Below are 17,021 nucleotides of genomic sequence, written 5' to 3' on the forward strand. Positions count from 1 at the left end.
ACATGGACGCCGCCCGCCGCTTCCGGCTTGGAGCCGAACAGGCCGGCGGGGCGCAGCAGCAGCACGATGGCCATCATCACGAAGACCACCGTGGAGGAGCCCTGCGGATAGAAGGCGCGGGTGAGACCCTCCACGAGGCCGACGAGGAAGCCGGTGACGATGGCGCCCATGATGGAGCCCATGCCGCCGATCACCACCACCGCGAACACCACGATGATGACGTCCGCGCCCATGAGCGGGTTCACCTGATAGATGGGCGCGGCGAGCACGCCGGCCAGCGCCGCCAGCGCCACGCCGGCGCCGAAGGTGAGCATCACCATGCGCGGCACGTCGATGCCGAAGGCCTGCACCAAAGGCGCATTCTCGGTGGCGGCGCGCAGGTATGAGCCGAGCTTGGTGCGCTCGATCACGAACCATGTGCCAAGGCAGACCACCAGCGAGGCGACGATGACCCAGGCCCGGTAGGTGGGCAGGAACATGAAGCCGAGATTGGTGCCGCCGGAGAGCGCCGCCGGGATGGCATAGGGCTGGCCGGAGGAGCCAAACCAGTCGCGGAACACGCCCTGGATGATGAGCGACAGGCCGAAGGTGAGCAGCATGCCGTAGAGGTGGTCGAGCTTGTAGAGCGGGCGCAGCATGGTGCGCTCGATCACGATGCCGAAGATGCCGACGCCGAGCGGGGCGAGGACGAGCGCCCACCAATAGCCGATGCCGAAATATTCGAGCAGGATCCACGCCCCCAGCGCGCCCATCATGTAGAGCGCGCCATGGGCGAAATTGACGATGTTCATCATGCCGAAGATGACCGCGAGGCCGAGGCTCAGCATGGCGTAGAAGGCGCCGTTGATGAGGCCGAGCAGGAGCTGGCCGAACAGCACGACGGACGGAACGCCGAAAATGGTGATCATGTCGCCGTTCCTCTCACACGCCCAGATAGGTCTTCAGCGAATCTATGCGATCCGCGAAGGCGGGGCCGGGGATCTCGTCCACCACGCGGCCCAGTTCCATCACATAGTGCCGGTCGGCGAGGCCGGCGGCGAAAGTGACGTTCTGCTCAACGAGCAGGATGGTGAAGCCCAGCGTCTTCAGCGTCTTCACGGTCGCGGCGATCTGCTCGATGATCACCGGCGCGAGACCTTCGGTCGGCTCGTCCAGCATGAGGAGGCGCGCGCCGGTGCGCAGGATGCGGCCGATGGCCAGCATCTGCTGCTCGCCGCCGGAAAGTTTTGTCCCTTGGCTGGTCAGCCGCTCCTTCAGGTTCGGGAACAGCTCGAAGATCTGGTCCACCGTCATGCCGCCGGGGCGGATGGCGGGGGGCAGCAGCAGATTCTCGCGCACATTGAGGCTGGAGAAGATGCCACGCTCCTCCGGGCAGAGCGCGATGCCGGCACGGGCGATGCGGTGCGAGGGCGCGCCCACCAGTTCCTTCTCGTCATAGCGGATGGAGCCGGCGCGCTTGGCCACCAGCCCCATGATGGAGCGCAGCGTGGTGCTCTTGCCGGCGCCGTTGCGGCCTAGCAAAGTGACCACCTCGCCGCTGTTCACCTCGAAGCTGGTGCCGTGCAGGGCCTGCGACTCGCCGTACCAGGCCTTGAGGCCGTTCACCTTCAGCATTTCAGCCATGGTGCTGGCCTCCGGTATAGGCGGCGATCACGTCGGGGCGGGAAGAGACTTCGGCATAGCTGCCCTCGGCCAGCACCTCGCCGCGCACCATCACGGTGATCTGGTCGGCAAGGTCGGAGACCACGCGCATGTTGTGTTCCACCAGCAGGATGGTGCGGCCCTTGCCGCTCTCGCGCACCAGATCGGTGATGCGGCCGATGTCCTCGTGGCCGAGGCCGGCCATGGGCTCATCCAGCAGCAGCACGTCCGGATCGAGGGCGAGCGTGGTGGCCAGCTCCAGCACGCGCTTGCGGCCATAGGAGAGGTTGCCGGCCTGCGTGTCCGCATGCTCGTCCAGTGAAAAGCGGCTGATCATCTCGTCCACGCGGCGGCGGATGGCGGGGCGGCGGGCGATGGAGCTAAAGAAGCTCCAGCCGATGCCGTTGGTGCGCAACAGCGCCATCTCGATATTCTCGCGCACGGTCAGTCCCGCGAAGACGGCGGAGATCTGGAACGAGCGCACCACGCCGCGCCGGGCCATGGCGGGCGGGCGCAGCGCCGTGACATCCTCGCCCTTGTGCAGGATGCGGCCTTCGCTGGGCGACAGGAACTTGGTGAGCAGGTTGAACAGCGTGGATTTGCCGGCGCCGTTGGGGCCGATGACGGCGTGGATCGTGCCTTCCTTCAGCGCGAAATCCACGTTGGAGACGGCACGAAAGCCGCCGAACTCGCGGCTCAGGCCGCGGGCCTCAAGCACGTTTGCCACAGTGCCTCGCAGGCGCAGGTCCGCGCTCCCCGGACAGGGGCGGAACCTCGCATTTGGGGGCGCGTGCCGCGGCGTCTGCGACCGTCCACCCCATTTCCCTCTGGGACGCCATTTTGTCTCCAAGCTATCTAAAAGTTTCCGATAAGCAACAGTGGAAATTCGTCGGCTGCGGATGTGCGGTGGATGTCATGGTCCTGCCCACGTTTGCTCCAGGCATCCAGCCGCAACCTCCGGTGCGCCCTGCAGTGGCGCGGGATTGCGTTGGGAAGGGGGAGGGGGGCGGAAAATAGCACTGTGTGCAATGTAAATAGATTGCATCAGAACTATATGAGGGGCATATAGCGTGCCCATGAAGCATCGGCGCGATCCCCGTTTCCATCTCACCTCGAACCTGCTCCAGACCGGCCGCCAGTGGCGCCGGCTGGCGCAGCAGGTGCTGGTGGAGCACGACATCTCGGAAGCCCCCGCCGCCGCGCTGCTGTGGGTGCGCCGGCTGGGCGGCGGCGTGCGGCAGGTGACGCTCGCCTCCTATGTGGGCATCGAGGGCACCTCGGTGGTGCGTCTGCTCGACCAGCTCTCCGCGCTCGGCCTGCTGGAGCGCCGCGACGATCCCGAGGACCGGCGGGCCAATCTCATCTGGCTGACCCGGAGCGGCGAGCAGATGGCCGACCGGATCGAGCGCTCGCTGACGCGGCTGCGCAACGCCGTATTGCAGGATGTCAGCGAGGCCGACGTGGAGGCGGCACTGCGGGTGATGGAGGCCATCGACCGGGCCGCATCCGAAGCGCGCGCGCGCCCCGGCGCGCAGACGCAGGAGGCCTCGCGTCCCGCCGCCATCGCGCAAACCACAGAGCCTGCCGCATGAAATGGCCGTCGTGGCAGGACTGGCTGTTCTCGGCGAAGGCCTATACGGCGGCGCTTCTCGCCCTCTATATCGGCCTCGCCTTCAGCCTGCCGCGCCCTTATTGGGCGCTCACCACCGTCTATGTGGTGTCCAACCCGTTGTCCGGCGTCACCGGCGCCAAGGCCATCGACCGCATGCTCGGCACGATCATGGGCTGCGCCGGGGCGGTGGTGATCGTCACCCTGTTCGTCAATGCGCCGGAGCTGATGATGCTGGCGGTGGCCTGCTGGGCGGGCCTACTGCTGTTCATCGCGCTGCGCGACCGCACGCCGCGCAACTACGCCTTCATGCTCGGCGCCTACACGCTGCCGCTGGTGGCGCTGCCCAACGTCTCCACGCCCGAGGCCATCTTCGATTATGCGGTCTCCCGCAGTGAGGAGATCATCGTCGCGATCGTCTGCGCCAGCGTGGTGGGCGCGCTGCTGTTTCCCACCAGCGTGGCGCCTGTGCTGAACGCCCGCGTGGGCGGCTGGCTGAAGGATGCGGCGAGCTGGATCGACGACATCCTACGCGCCGGGGGGCAGGAGGATGCCTCTCCGGCGACGCCCGCCGCGCGGCAGAAGCTCGCTGCTGATGTGGCGCCGCTGACCGCGCTGATCAGCCAGCTCGGGCACGATGCGGGCACCCGCGACGTGAAGCGCCATGCGGAGGAATTGCGCGGCCGGCTGCTGTTCCTGCTGCCGATCCTGTCCTCCATCTCCGACCGCCTGCACGCGCTGCGGCTGGAAAGCGGCGCCCTGCCGCCACCGCTGGAGCAGCTTCTGGCTGATATCGCCGGCTGGATCCGCGCGCCGGCCGACGCGCTGGGCGATGACGCGGTGCCGGACCGCCTGCGCGCGGCGGCCGATGCGCTGGAGATGCCGGCTGAGAGCGAGCGGGTGTGGGACGATCTGGTGCGGGCCAGCCTGCTGGCGCGCCTCAGGGAACTGATCGACCTGTGGCAGGACTGCCTCGCCTTGCAGCGGCAGATCGCGAGCGGCGGGCAGGGGCGCTGGCGGCCGGCACTGCGCCATCGCCCGCTGATCGGGAGGCAGCTGCATTACGATCTGGGGCTGATCCTGTTCGCCGTGGGCTCCACGGTTGCCGCCACCTTCATCGCGGGGCTGGTCTGGATCTGGAGCGGCTGGTCGGGCGGCGCCTTCGGCGTGGCCTTCGTCGCCATCGCCTGCTGCTTCTTCGGCGCGTTCGACCGGCCGGCACCGCTCATGAAGGCCATGCTCGTCTGGAGCACCACCGCCTATGTGATCACCGGCCTCTATCTCACGCTCATCATGCCGAACATCGCGGATTTCGAGATTCTGGCGCTGGTGCTGGCGCCGCCTTTCCTGCTGATCGGCGCTTTCATCCCCCGTCCTGATCTTACGCTCATCACTCTGTTGCTGGCGGCCAGCTTCGCGGGCGATCTCGGCCTGCAGGGACGCTATGGTTTCGATTTCGCCTCCTATGTGGAGGGCGGCATCGCCATCACGCTCGGGATCGCTTTCGCCATAGTCTGGACCCTCATCACGAAGCCGTTCGGTGTCGAGGTGACGGCGCGCAGGCTGGTGGTGGCGGGCTGGTTGGATCTGGCGGAGCTTGCGGCGGGCAAGCGCGCTATCGATCATGCGGCTCTGATCGCGCGGATGCTCGACCGTCTGGCGCAGCTCATGCCCCGGGTGGCGATGGCGGGCGATCCCTCGCTGGCCAGCCTCGACGGTCTCGCCGAACTGCGCACCAGCTACAATATCGCGACCCTGCAGCGGGATCGTCGCGCGCAACCTGCGCAAGTGCGGGGCCTGATCGACGACACGCTGGAAGGGGTCGCAGCCTATTTCCGGCAGTGTGTGGCGACGGGGCGTCGGGAGCCGCCATCGGACAGCCTCCTGGCGCGCACGGACGCGGCCCTGCTGGCCGCCTTCCACGCCGCGCCGGGGCAGGTGCGGCGGAGTACGCTGGATGCGCTGGTGGGTGTGCGGCGCTCCCTGTTTCCCATGGCACCGGGACCGCTGCTGCCCGGCCCCGGCAATGCCGCCATCGCTGGCACCGGTGCGGCGGATGGAGTGGCAAGCCCGTGCGTGGCGGCATGAGCCCACCCAGCGTGGGCGGCTTCTACCCTTGGGTAAGTCGAACAATGTCCAGTTCCCAACGGCTTGCGGGGCAGCGCATTCAAATCTAGGGTCCTTCGCCAACAACAGGCCCGGCGGCACGGAGGGTTTCCGTCAAGTCCGCCGGAAGGGAAGGGTGCCCCGGTGAGTCAGTCCGTCCTCGATCGCCCGCAGGCGAGCGCGACCGTATTCCCGGTCCTTGGCGCGGTCAGTTTCTGCCACATGCTCAACGACATGATGCAGTCGCTGCTGCTGGCCATCTATCCCGTGCTCAAGGGCGGATTCCATCTGGATTTCGGGCAGATCGGCCTGCTCACCTTCACCTATCAGGCCATGGCCTCGCTGCTGCAGCCGCTGGTGGGCCTCTATACGGACCGCCGTCCGCAGCCCTTCTCGCTGCCGGTGGCCATGAGCTTTTCCGCCAGCGGCCTGCTGACGTTGGCCTTCGCCACCAGCTTTCCGCAGCTCATCATCGGCGCGGCGCTGCTCGGCACCGGCTCGTCCATCTTCCATCCCGAGGCGGCGCGGCTGGCCCATCTGGCGTCCGGCGGTGCCCATGGCACGGCGCAGTCGATCTTTCAGGTGGGCGGCAATCTCGGCACGGCGCTGGGGCCGCTGATCGCGGCGCTGCTGATCCTGCCGAAGGGGCTGGCTTATCTGGCCTGGTGCGGGGTGCCTGCGCTGGCCGGCATCGCGGTCATGGCCTGGCTCGGCCACTGGTATCGCAGCAATGGCCATGCCCGCCGGCCTGCCCGTAAGGCAAGCGTGATCCACGCTGACCTAACAAAAGGGCAGGTGGGCAAGGCGCTGGCGGTGCTGATCGCGCTGATTTTCTCCAAGTATTTCTACCTGTCGAGCATCAATTCCTTCTACCTCTTCTACCTCACGCGCCGCTTCGACGTGAGCCCGGAGGCAGCCCAGCTCTGCCTGTTCGCCTTCCTGGTGTCGGCGGCGGTGGGCATCGCCATCGGCGGCCCGTTGGGCGACCGCATCGGCCGGCGCAAGGTGATCTGGGGCTCCATCCTCGGCGTGCTGCCCTTCACGCTGGCGCTGCCTTATGTGGGCCTCACCGCCACCATCGTGCTGAGCGTGCTCATCGGCATGATCCTGTCGTCCGCCTTCTCGGCCATCGTGGTCTATGCGCAGCAACTGCTACCGGGGCGGGTGGGCATGGTGTCCGGCCTGTTCTTCGGCCTCGCCTTCGGCATGGCGGGCCTCGGCGCGGCGGTGCTGGGCGAACTGGCGGACTGGACCAGCATCGACGTGGTCTACCGCGTCTGCTCCTTCCTGCCGCTGCTGGGGCTGCTGGCGATCTTCCTGCCCGACATCGAGGGCATGGCGCGCAAGCGGAGCACCTGATCACCGCACGGGATCGGGCGTGCTTCAGGCGCCCTTGGGCCGAAAGGCCAGCACCGCGCCGCCGCTCTCCAAGTCCTTGGTCGCCGTGTCCACGGCTAGGCTCAGCGTTTCCTGATCGAACGGCTTGGTGAGGCGCGGCAGATCGGGGTAGGCCCCGGCGGGCCAGTCGGCATAGCCGGTGGCAAGGATCAGGGGCTGGCCGGGCTGGTCCGCCCAGATCTTCTCCGCCAGTTGCAAGCCGGTCATGCCGGGCATCACCTGATCGGTGATGACGAGATCGCAACCGCGCCCTTCCTGCAGGATCTTCAGCGCTTCTGGACCGGAGCGGGCGGCGAGCACCGTATGGCCGAGATCCTCCAGCATGGCGCTGGTGTTCTCCAGCACCAGCACGTCGTCGTCCACCACCAGAATGCGCCGCGCTGCCGCCGTTTCCGGCCGCGTGGGCCGTTGGGCTTCGGGGATAAGCGCGACGGACCCCGTGGCAGCAGCTTCCGTCACCGGCAGCCAGATCTCCGCCGTGGTGCCCTGACCCAGCTGGCTGATGAGCACGAGGCGGCCACGGGACTGGGCGGCGAGGCCGTGGACCATGGAGAGGCCGAGCCCCGTGCCCTTGCCTACGCCCTTGGTGGTGAAGAAGGGCTCCTGCGCCCGCGCCAGCGTCGCCGCGTCCATGCCTTGCCCCGTATCGGCGACGGACAGGCAGACGTAGCGCCCCTCCGGCAGGCGGGTGTCGCCGCCGCCGCTCTCCTCCCGCGCGGCGATGGTGATGTGGCCGCCCTGGGGCATGGCATCGCGGGCATTCACCGCCAGATTGAGCAAGGCGAGTTCAAGTTGGTTGCTGTCGGCCAGCACCCGAGGCACGCCGAGCGGGAAGCGGGTCTCGATGTGGATGCGCGGGCCGATGGAGCGTTTCAGCAGGTCGGCCATGCCACGCACCAGATCTGGCAGGTCGATGGGTTCGGGCTTGAGATCCTGCCGGCGGGCGAAGGCGAGCATGCGCTGGGTGAGGGCCGCGCCCCGCTCGGCGCCCTGGATGGCGTTGTCGATCAGCTTGAGGATCTTGGGATCCTCGGGCACGCGGCGGCGCAGGAGTTCCAAACTGCCCAGCACGGCCATCAGCAGGTTGTTGAAATCGTGTGCCACGCCGCCGGTGAGCTGACCCACGGCCTCCATCTTCTGGGCCTGCGCCAGCGCCTCGCGGGTCTTTTCCAGTGCGGCCTGGGTCTGCTTGCGCTCGGTGATGTCGCGCGTGACCTTGGCGAAGCCCAAAAGCTCGCCCTGTTCGTCGCGGATGGGGTCGATGACGACGCTGGCCCAGAAGCGGCTGCCGTCGCTCTTCACCCGCCAGCCCTCGTGCTCGAACTTGCCGTCGCGGGCGGCGGTTTCCAGTGCGCGGGATGGCACGCCGGCGGCAATGTCCTCGGGCGTGTAGAAGCGCGAGAAGTGGCTGCCCACCACCTCGTCGGTGGAATAGCCCTTGATGCGCTCCGCCCCGGCATTCCAGTTGGCGATGAAGCCGTCGCGGTCGAGCATGAAGATGGCGTAGTCGGTGACGCTCTGCACCAGCAGGCGGAAGCGCTCCTCGCTCTCCTTCAGCGCTCGCGCTTCCCGCGCGGCGCGGTGCGCCAGATGGCGGTCATAGCTGGCCGCCAGCAGGGCAAGAATGAGGATGAGGGCCGAGGTGGCCGTGACCCACAGCGCCAGCGGCGTCTGGCTGACACTGCCGTGGCTGGCGGCATGGGGCATGGGCGAGTCGAAGGTGAACACCGCCCCCTGCATGGCCGCATAATGCATGCCGGAGACGGCGAGCCCCATCACTACCGCCGCCAGCAGGCGCTGGTGCAGGCTGGTGCGCCGGAAGGCGAGCCACAGTGCTGCCGTGGCCGCCGCGATGGCGATGAGGATGGACACCACCACCCAGAAGAACTGGTGGTGCATGGTCGCGTCGAGCCGTATGGCGGCCATGCCCGTATAGTGCATGGCGGCGATGCCCAGCCCCATGGCGAGGCCGCTCAGCAGCAGGGTGGGCATGTCGAGCCCGTGCCGGCTGGCGACGAAGAAGCCGAAGGCGGTGACGAGGATGGGCAGGATCAGCGACAGCAAGGTGAGCGAGAGATCGTAGCTCACCTCGATGCCGTGCACGCTGAAGGCCAGCATGCCGACGAAATGCATGGCCCATATGCCGCCCCCCATGGCGACCGCTGCTGCCGCCAGCCAAACATGGCGGACCCAGGCCGTGGAGGCGCGGATGCGGGTGGCGAGGTCCAGCGCGGTGAAGGAGGCCAGCGCCGCGATCACCACCGACAGCAGGACCAGCATAGGATCGTGGGCGCCGGCATGCGTCATGGGACGTTCCGTTGGCGGACGCATCGTCTGTCCGCAGGATCAGGGATGATCATACCTGAAATGGCGGTAGACGGAACCGGCCGGCGCGCCTTTGCGCAAGCTTGCGTGTCGCGGTGGTAAATGCGCAGATCCAATGCAAGCAAAGAAAAAAGGCCGGCAAAGAAAAAGGCCGGGCAGTTGCCCGGCCTTTCTTCAGTTTGTTTGTGTCTTCACTCCGCCGGGGCGGGGGCGCCGTGGCTGCCGTGCGTCCCATGCGGCCCGTGGGGGCCGGGCTCCATGGGCTCGGTGTGCCCGTGGTGGACGAGCGGCCGGTTGCCGGCTAGGCGGCGCAGCAGCACGTAGAACACCGGCGTCAGGAAGATGCCGAAGATGGTGACGCCGATCATTCCAGCGAACACCGCCACGCCCATGGCATGGCGCATCTCCGCACCGGCACCGGTCGAAGTGACCAGCGGCACCACGCCCATGATGAAGGCCAGTGAGGTCATGAGGATCGGCCGCAGGCGCAGGCGGCTGGCCTCGATGGCCGCTTCCACCGGCTTCATGCCGCCGAACTCCAGTTCGCGGGCGAACTCCACGATCAGGATCGCGTTCTTCGCCGATAGGCCCACCAGCACGATGAGGCCGATCTGGGTGAAGACGTTGTTTTCACCGCCCGTGTACCAGACGCCGAACATCGCCGCGAGCAGGCCCATGGGCACGATCATGATGATCGCCAGCGGCAGGGTGAGGCTCTCATACTGCGCCGCCAGCACGAGGAAGACGAGCAGGATGGAGAGCGGGAACACCAGGATGGCGGAGTTGCCGGCGATGATGTCCTGATAGGTCAGCTCGGTCCATTCGAAGCCGACGCCCTTGGGCAGGGTCTCGGCCGCGACGCGCTCCACCGCCGCCTGCGCCTCGCCCGACGAATAGCCGGGCGCCGCGCCGCCGTTGATGTCGGCGGACAGGAAGCCGTTGTAGCGCATGGCCCGCTCCGGCCCGGCTGCCTGCCGTACCTTCAGCAGCGCCGCCAGCGGGATCATCTCGCCGCTGGAGGAGCGCACCTTCAGCTGGCCGATGTCGTCGGCCCGGGCGCGGTACTTCGCGTCCGCCTGCACCCGCACCGTGTAGGTACGGCCGAAGGCGTTGAAGTCGTTCACATAGGACGAGCCGAGATAGATCTGGAGCGTGTTGAACACGTCCGTCACCGCGACGCCGAGCTGGCGCGCCTTCACCCGGTCGATGTCGGCGAAGAGCTGCGGCACGTTCACCTGATAGGAGGAGAACAGGCCGGCCAGTTCCGGCGCCTGCATGGCCTTGGCCATGAACGCCTTGGTGGCCTGATCGAGGGCTTCGTAGCCGAGACCGGCGCGATCCTCGATCTGCAGCTTGAAGCCGCCGATGGTGCCGAGGCCCTGCACGGGCGGCGGCGGGAACATGGCGATGATGGCGTCCTTCAGGCCCGCATACTGCATGTTCAGCTGCATGGCGATGGCCCCGCCCGCCAGCTCCGGCGTCTTGCGGTCCTCGAAGGGCTTCAGGCCCACGAAGACGATGCCGGAATTGGACGAGTTGGTGAAGCCGTTGATGGACAGGCCGGGGAAGGCGATGGCCGATTCCACGCCCGGCTGCTTCAGGGCGATGTCGCTCATCTGGCGGATCACCTCTTCCGTGCGGTCGAGGGTGGCGCCATCAGGCAACTGCGCGAAGCCCACCAGATACTGCTTGTCCTGCCCCGGCACGAAGCCGCCCGGCACCTGCTTGAACACGCCGACGGTGAGTGCCACCAGCACGATGTAGAGCCCGAACACCACCGCCTTGCGGGAGATCACCCGGCGCACGCCGTTGCCATAGGCGTCCGACGCGCGGCCGAAGAAGGAGTTGAAGCGACGGAAGAACCAGCCGAGCCCACTATCCATGAGACGGGTCAGACGATCCTTGGGCGCGTCATGTCCCTTCAGCAGCAGAGCGGCGAGGGCGGGCGAGAGCGTCAGCGAGTTGAAGGCCGAGATCACCGTCGAGATGGCGATGGTGAGCGCGAACTGCTTGTAGAACTGGCCTGTCAGGCCGGTGATGAAGGCCAGCGGCACGAACACCGCCACCAGCACGAGGGCGATGGCGATGATGGGGCCGGAGACCTCGCGCATGGCCTTGTAGGTGGCCTCGCGGGCGTTAAGCCCGGCCTCGATGTTGCGCTCCACATTCTCCACCACGACGATGGCGTCATCGACCACGATGCCGATGGCCAGCACCAGGCCGAACAATGTCAGCGCGTTGATGGAGAAGCCGAACACGTACATGACCGCGAACGTGCCGACGATGGACACCGGCACCGCCAGCAGCGGGATGATGGAGGCCCGCCACGTCTGCAGGAACAGGATGACCACCAGCACCACCAGCACGATGGCTTCGAGCAGGGTGTGGATCACCGCGTCGATGGAGGCGCGCACGAACTGGGTGGTGTCATAGACGATCGAGTAGTCCACGCCCTCGGGCATGTTCTCCTTGATCTCGGCCATCGTCTTGCGAATGTTGTCCGCGATCTCGATGGCGTTGGAGCCCGGCGCCTGGAACACCGGCACCGCTACCGCCTGCTTGTTGTTCAGCAGCGAACGCAGCGAATAGTCGGCGGCGCCCATCTCGATGCGGGCCACGTCGCGCAGGCGGGTGATCTCGCCATTGGCGCCGGTCTTCACCACGATGTCGCCGAACTGCTCTTCGCTCTGGAGGCGGCCCTGCGCATTGACGGTGAGCTGGAGGTCCACGCCCGGCACGCCCGGCGAGGAGCCCACCACGCCGGCGGCGGCCTGTACGTTCTGAGCGTTGATCTCGGTGACGATGTCGCTGGCCGAGAGGCCGCGCTCGGCCACCTTCTGCGGATCCAGCCACACGCGCATGGAATAGTCGCCGGAGCCGAACAGCTGCACGTCGCCCACGCCCCTGATGCGGGCGAGACGGTCCTTCACGTTCAGCACCGCGTAATTGCGCAGATAGGCCATGTCGTAACGGCCGTTCGGCGACAGCAGATGCACCACGAGCATCAGGTCCGGCGAGGACTTGATCGTGGTGATGCCGAGACGGCGCACGTCCTCCGGCAGGCGGGGTTCGGCCTGCGAGACGCGGTTCTGCACCAGTTGCTGCGCCTTGTCCGGATCGGTGCCGAGGCGGAAGGTGACGGTGAGCGTCATCAGGCCATCGGTGGTGGCCTGGCTGGACATGTAGAGCATGCCCTCCACGCCATTGATCTGTTCTTCAATGGGCGTGGCGACGGTTTCGGCGATCACCTTGGGGCTGGCGCCGGGATAGTTGGCGCGAACCACGATCTGGGGCGGCACCACCTCGGGATATTCCGAGATGGGCATCACCCGCAGGGCGATGAGGCCGGCGAGGAAGATGACGACGGAGATGACGGCCGCGAAGATCGGCCGGTCGATGAAGAATTTGGATAGGTTCATGGCAGCCTCCGCCCGAGGGCCGGATTCAGATCAGCGTTGCGCCACATCCGTCGAGCCCTTGGCAGGGCTGGCGGAGGCAACGTTCATGGGGACGATTTCGGGATTGACCAGCGCGCCGGGGCGCACCTTCTGCAAGCCGTTGACGATGATGCGATCACCGTCCGCGAGGCCGGCGGTCACGATGCGCATGCCATCCAGCGAGGGACCGAGCGCCACTTCGCGATACGTGGCCTTGTTGTCCGCACCGACCACATAGACGAACTTCTTGTTCTGGTCGGTGCCGACCGCACGCTCGCTGACCAGCAGCGTGGGGGCGGTCTTCGGCTGGCCCATGCGCAGGCGCACGAACTGGCCGGGGATCAGATCGCCGGTAGGATTGTCGAACACGGCGCGCACGCGGATGGTGCCGCTGCGGGCGTCGATCTGGTTGTCGATCAACTGCATGTGGCCGCGCACAGGCGCTGCGTCATCTTCGGCGGTGATCATGTCCACCGGGATGCGGCGGATCTCAGCCTGCGTGCGCGGCACATGGCCGAGGCCCCGCAGCGCACGGAGCACCGACTGCTCGTCGGCGGAGAAGCCGGCGTAGATGGGATTGAGCGAGACCAGCGTGGTGAGGAGCGCGCTGGAGCCGCCGCCGGTCACGAGATTGCCGGCGGTGATCTCGATTTTGCCCACGCGGCCGGATACCGGGGCGCGGACCTCGGTGTAGTCGAGATTGAGCTGGGCGGCGCGCAGGGCAGCCTGCGCGGCCTTCAGGTTGGCTTCAGCCGAACGGCTGGCATTCAGGCGTTCGTCCAGATCGCGCTGGGCCACGGTGCGGTTGTCGAACAGGCGCTGGCCGCGTTCGAGATCGCTCTTTGTGAGAGCGACCTGCGCCTCGGCGGCCACCACCTGCGCCTGCAGGCGGTCCACCTCGGCGGCGTAAGGGGCGGGGTCGATGGTGACGAGCGAGTCGCCGGCCTTGACCAGTTCGCCTTCCTTGAAATGCACGTTCAGAATGGCGCCGGCCACGCGTGCGCGGACTTCCACCCGCTCGATGGCCTCCAGCCGGCCGGAGAACTCGTCATAGGGCGTGACATCGCGCGGCTGCACCACGGCGATGGACACCGGCACCGCCTGGGGAGCGGCGGCGGTCTGCGCCACCGCCGGACGGGTGAGCACCGGCGCAACAAGGGCGGCGCCGCCGGCAACGACAGACAAAGCGGTAGCGGCGCCCAAAAGGACGCGCAGGGACGTGCGGGGCATGGGGAGGGCCTCCTCGGCCTACTTAACGGAACGCGACAGAGCAAACGGGGCCGTCGCCGCGCGCATGTGTTGCGTGCGGCTGGGCCGGTCTTTTCGCCACTAGAAGAGGGCCTTCGCCGGTCGGATCAGCGATCCGACCGGCTCCGGCTCTAACCGGCCAGGGCGGAGGCCGGTGAAAACGTTGCGGGCGCGGCCATGAAGGCGGCGAACAGCTGCCTTATGGTCTCGATCCACCGGGCATCCCGTGGCCGCGACTCCGGCTCCGCGCCGGAAAGGGCTTCGGGCCATCCGGTGGGGCCGGGCTCCACATGCACGTGGGCGCCGGTTCCCGCTTCCTTCAGGCGCGCGACATAGGCCAGAGCCTCGTCGCGCATGGGGTCATCCTCGCTGGTGATCACCAGCGCCGGTGCGATCCCGCTGAGCCGGGATGCACCGAGCGGCGCCGCATAGGGATGGGACGCCTTGTCGGCCGAGCCGAGATAGGTGCGCCACCCCTCGGCCCATTTGCACCCCGCGGCGCCGGCCTCAGCGGCGCGCAGGGACTGCGTGCCGAGGCAGGCATCCAGCATGGGCGACAGCAATATCTGCCCCGAGAGGGGCGGATGCTGCTGGTCCCGCGAGACCAGAGCCAGAGCGGCGGCCAGATTGCCACCCGCTTCCGCCCCGGCCACGAACACGCGGGACTTTTTCGCGCCCCAGCGGGTCCGGTTCTCGAAAACCCATTCCAGCGCCCCATAGATGGCCTTCAGCCCATGGGGAAACGGTTGCTCGCAAGCCAGCGGATACTCGACCGACACCACCGTCGCGCCGGCCTGTGCCAGCATGCAGGCGATGGTGAGGCCGCAATCCAGAGACCCGTCGACGAAGGTGCCCCCGTGCAGATGGAACGCGATGGGCGCTCCCTTGCGGGCGTCTGCGGACGGGTAGATCCGCAACCGCATGCCGGCGGCCGTGCCATCCGGAATGCTCACTTCGGTACGCACGGGTTTCATGACGCTTACCTTTCGCAATCTGCCCCGGCCCGTAGCATCGGCGGGCCGAACGGCTGTTGCGATGCGAGGAACTTAATTTGCTCGAACGGGGGAATAAATATGCTAGATGTGATTACATTGTTTCTGTGAGGGAACAATCTGCGCTTTTTCGACGCCCTCTGGTTTGGGGTGAGGTGGGATATGGATCAGTTTGCTGCAATGCGGTCTTTCATCGGCGTGGTGGAGACGGGCACCTTCAGCCGCGCCTCCACGGTGCTGCGGGTGCCCAAACCCACGCTGACCAAGCAGATCCAGACCCTGGAGGCGCACCTGCGCACCAAGCTGCTGAATCGCACCACACGGCGCGTGACGGTGACGCCGGACGGGGCAGCTTATTATGAGCGCGCCGTGCGACTGATGGCCGATCTGGAGGAACTGGACAGCTCCATGGCAGTCTCGCAGGCCAAGCCGCAGGGGCGGCTGCGGGTGGATGTAAGCTCGACGCTCGCCACCCAGATCATCATTCCCGCCTTGCCGGATTTCCACGCCCGCTATCCTGACATCCTGATCGACCTCGGCGTATCCGATCAGGAGGTGGATCTCATGGCGGAGAATGTGGACTGCGTGGTGCGCGCCGGTCCTTTGTCGGATCTGTCGCTGGTGGCGCGGCGCATTGGCGAAATGCAGTTCGGAATTTATGCGACGCCGACCTACATCGCCCGGCACGGGGTGCCGACCCAGCCGCTGGATCTCACGCAAACCCATCATATCGTGGGCTATTTCAACCCGCGTCAGGGCCGGGCGATGGAGTTCCACTTCACCTCCGCCGGAGGCGAGCTCTGCCACGTGACGGGGCGCTACATTCTGGCGGTGAGCGACGGCAACGCCTACATCACCGCCGGCCTGAACCATCTGGGCGTGCTGCCCATGCCGCGCTTCATGGCGAAACCCTATCTGGAGAGCGGCGTGCTGGTGGAGGTGCTGGCCGACTGGACCATGGCGCCGAAGCCGCTGCACGTGGTCTTCCCGCCCTCCCGCCACCTCAGTAACCGGCTGCGGGTGTTCGTGGACTGGATCTCCGAACTGATGGCCACACCCGAATTCGGCTTTCGGGGGTGAGCTGCGGTCAATAGTCAGCTCGGATCATCGATTCCGCAAAGCATCGTCATCCCCGGACTTGATCCGGGGATCCACGTGGTGCGGCCAGGCAGACAACGGATGTTTTCGCGAGCGGCAGGGGCCGAACCCGGACTTGGTACCGGCCACACTCGGCCCGACGTGGATGTCCGGGTCAAGCCCGGGCATGACGATCTACTGCTTCAGTGCCGTTAGCGTTGAATGCCGATCGTCCCTAAGAACAAACGCCTCCTGAGCCTCCGCTCACTCCTCTGAAAGCAGGCAGTCGCGCTCGGCGAGGAAGCGGGTGGTGTGGGCGCGGAATGCGTCCAGCAGGGACTTCGCGATGGCCGGAAAACTGCGCTGGGCGGAGCGCACGGCGGAGAATTCGAACGCCATGGCCGGCTCGAATGGGCGCGCCACCACGCCCCGGTTCTCGAACTCCCGCAGCGTATAGGGATCGCACACGCTGATCCCGAGGCCGGAGGCGACGATCCCGCACACGATGCCTGACAGCGTGGTCTCCGCGCGCAGCACCGGGCGCACACCCTGCACGTCCAGCAGGCGATCCATGCGCATGCGCGAACGCCCGCCGTCCAGTGCCACGTAATCCTGGCCATGGAGGTCGGAGACGTGGATCACCGCTTTCTCCAGTAGCGGATGGCCTTCCGGCAGCGCCGCCTGCATGCGCGCGGCGGGCATGGGCAGCGCGATCACCCCGGCATGGTCCAGCGGCCCCATGGCGAAGCCCAGCTCGCTCTGTCCGGAGAGGATCTGCTCCAGCACCAGAGGCGATGAGGCGCCGTGCAGCGAGAGGTCCATCTTCGGCCGCTCGCGCAGAAAGCTGCCCACGAAGCGAGGCAGGAAGCCGTTCATCAGCGCCGGCATGGAAGAGACGCGGACCACGCCGGCCCTGCGTTCCTTCACCTCCCGCGCCACCTGCGCGATGCGCTCCAGCCCCACGAAGGAGCGGGCCACTTCCGCATAAAGGGTGAGGCCCTCATTGGTGGGCACCAGCTTCATGCCGTGGCGCTCGAACAGCCGCAGTCCCAGCTCGGACTGGAGGTCGCGCAGCATGCGGCTCACCGCCGGCTGGGTGACGCCCATGAGGGCGGCCGCATCCGTGACAGTGCCCGCTACCATCATGGCCCGAAATGCCTCGATTTGTCGCGGGTTTAGCCAAGCCAT

At 67.1% G+C, this 17,021-nt stretch carries 11 protein-coding genes and 1 pseudogene; 4 read left to right on the top strand and 8 right to left on the bottom strand.

The annotated features are described in order from the left end of the window. Positions 1 to 32 precede the first annotated feature (32 nt). From IEW24_RS29070 to IEW24_RS08035, 3 genes and pseudogenes are all read right to left on the bottom strand, one after another. Positions 33 to 908: pseudogene (locus tag IEW24_RS29070) on the bottom strand (branched-chain amino acid ABC transporter permease); the annotation flags it as partial. A 13-nt stretch (positions 909 to 921) separates the two neighbouring features. Beyond that, a complete protein-coding gene (locus IEW24_RS08030) occupies positions 922 to 1,623 on the bottom strand; it encodes an ABC transporter ATP-binding protein (protein ID WP_188576992.1) in 702 nt (233 codons plus the stop codon). Further along, the gene (locus IEW24_RS08035; RefSeq protein WP_188576994.1) at positions 1,616 to 2,368 is read right to left on the bottom strand and encodes an ABC transporter ATP-binding protein; all 753 of its coding nucleotides are present in this window, start codon (positions 2,366 to 2,368) and stop codon (positions 1,616 to 1,618) included. The genes IEW24_RS08030 and IEW24_RS08035 overlap by 8 nt, the downstream gene beginning before the upstream one ends. A gap of 349 nt (positions 2,369 to 2,717) precedes the next feature. Between IEW24_RS08035 and IEW24_RS08040 the strand changes: the two genes are divergently transcribed. The 3 genes from IEW24_RS08040 to IEW24_RS08050 all read left to right on the top strand — a co-directional run bounded on the left by IEW24_RS08040 (position 2,718) and on the right by IEW24_RS08050 (position 6,715). Beyond that, positions 2,718 to 3,233, top strand: a complete 516-nt coding sequence (locus IEW24_RS08040) for a MarR family winged helix-turn-helix transcriptional regulator (protein ID WP_188577483.1) — start codon at positions 2,718 to 2,720, stop codon at positions 3,231 to 3,233. Further along, a complete protein-coding gene (locus IEW24_RS08045; protein ID WP_188576996.1) occupies positions 3,230 to 5,338 on the top strand; it encodes an FUSC family protein in 2,109 nt (702 codons plus the stop codon). Before IEW24_RS08040 ends, IEW24_RS08045 begins: the two co-directional genes overlap by 4 nt. A gap of 162 nt (positions 5,339 to 5,500) precedes the next feature. Then, positions 5,501 to 6,715 carry an MFS transporter gene (locus IEW24_RS08050; protein ID WP_188576998.1) on the top strand — a complete coding sequence of 405 codons (1,215 nt, stop codon included), beginning with the start codon at positions 5,501 to 5,503 and terminating at the stop codon, positions 6,713 to 6,715. 24 nt (positions 6,716 to 6,739) lie between these two features. On the opposite strand, the gene IEW24_RS08055 is transcribed toward IEW24_RS08050, so the two are convergent. The 4 genes from IEW24_RS08055 to IEW24_RS08070 all read right to left on the bottom strand — a co-directional run bounded on the left by IEW24_RS08055 (position 6,740) and on the right by IEW24_RS08070 (position 14,738). Then, positions 6,740 to 9,061: an MHYT domain-containing protein gene (locus tag IEW24_RS08055; RefSeq protein WP_188577001.1), complete on the bottom strand. Its 2,322-nt coding sequence runs from the start codon at positions 9,059 to 9,061 to the stop codon at positions 6,740 to 6,742. Positions 9,062 to 9,270: 209 nt separating this feature from the next. Next, complete coding sequence (locus tag IEW24_RS08060; RefSeq protein WP_188577003.1) at positions 9,271 to 12,498, bottom strand: efflux RND transporter permease subunit; 3,228 nt, start codon at positions 12,496 to 12,498, stop codon at positions 9,271 to 9,273. Between the two features lie 30 nt (positions 12,499 to 12,528). Continuing rightward, complete coding sequence (locus IEW24_RS08065; RefSeq protein WP_188577005.1) at positions 12,529 to 13,746, bottom strand: efflux RND transporter periplasmic adaptor subunit; 1,218 nt, start codon at positions 13,744 to 13,746, stop codon at positions 12,529 to 12,531. 149 nt (positions 13,747 to 13,895) lie between these two features. Then, positions 13,896 to 14,738 carry an alpha/beta hydrolase gene (locus tag IEW24_RS08070; RefSeq protein WP_188577007.1) on the bottom strand — a complete coding sequence of 281 codons (843 nt, stop codon included), beginning with the start codon at positions 14,736 to 14,738 and terminating at the stop codon, positions 13,896 to 13,898. 180 nt (positions 14,739 to 14,918) lie between these two features. Between IEW24_RS08070 and IEW24_RS08075 the strand changes: the two genes are divergently transcribed. After that, entirely contained in the window at positions 14,919 to 15,836 is a 918-nt protein-coding gene (locus IEW24_RS08075; protein WP_188577009.1) for a LysR family transcriptional regulator, read from the top strand. Between the two features lie 261 nt (positions 15,837 to 16,097). On the opposite strand, the gene IEW24_RS08080 is transcribed toward IEW24_RS08075, so the two are convergent. Further along, complete coding sequence (locus tag IEW24_RS08080) at positions 16,098 to 17,021, bottom strand: LysR substrate-binding domain-containing protein (protein WP_188577011.1); 924 nt, start codon at positions 17,019 to 17,021, stop codon at positions 16,098 to 16,100.

Origin of the sequence: Azorhizobium oxalatiphilum, from assembly GCF_014635325.1 — a bacterium.
GTDB classification, from domain to species: domain Bacteria; phylum Pseudomonadota; class Alphaproteobacteria; order Rhizobiales; family Xanthobacteraceae; genus Azorhizobium; species Azorhizobium oxalatiphilum.

Excerpts from the sequence above, each read along its gene's own strand:
- IEW24_RS08030 (WP_188576992.1), bottom strand. The coding sequence starts at position 1,623 with ATGGCTGAAATGCTGAAGGTGAACGGCCTCAAGGCCTGGTACGGCGAG.
- IEW24_RS08040 (WP_188577483.1), top strand. The coding sequence starts at position 2,718 with ATGAAGCATCGGCGCGATCCCCGTTTCCATCTCACCTCGAACCTGCTC.
- IEW24_RS08045 (WP_188576996.1), top strand. The coding sequence starts at position 3,230 with ATGAAATGGCCGTCGTGGCAGGACTGGCTGTTCTCGGCGAAGGCCTAT.
- IEW24_RS08055 (WP_188577001.1), bottom strand. The coding sequence starts at position 9,061 with ATGACGCATGCCGGCGCCCACGATCCTATGCTGGTCCTGCTGTCGGTG.
- IEW24_RS08060 (WP_188577003.1), bottom strand. The coding sequence starts at position 12,498 with ATGAACCTATCCAAATTCTTCATCGACCGGCCGATCTTCGCGGCCGTC.
- IEW24_RS08065 (WP_188577005.1), bottom strand. The coding sequence starts at position 13,746 with ATGCCCCGCACGTCCCTGCGCGTCCTTTTGGGCGCCGCTACCGCTTTG.
- IEW24_RS08070 (WP_188577007.1), bottom strand. The coding sequence starts at position 14,738 with ATGAAACCCGTGCGTACCGAAGTGAGCATTCCGGATGGCACGGCCGCC.
- IEW24_RS08075 (WP_188577009.1), top strand. The coding sequence starts at position 14,919 with ATGGATCAGTTTGCTGCAATGCGGTCTTTCATCGGCGTGGTGGAGACG.
- IEW24_RS08080 (WP_188577011.1), bottom strand. The coding sequence starts at position 17,021 with ATGGCTTGGCTAAACCCGCGACAAATCGAGGCATTTCGGGCCATGATG.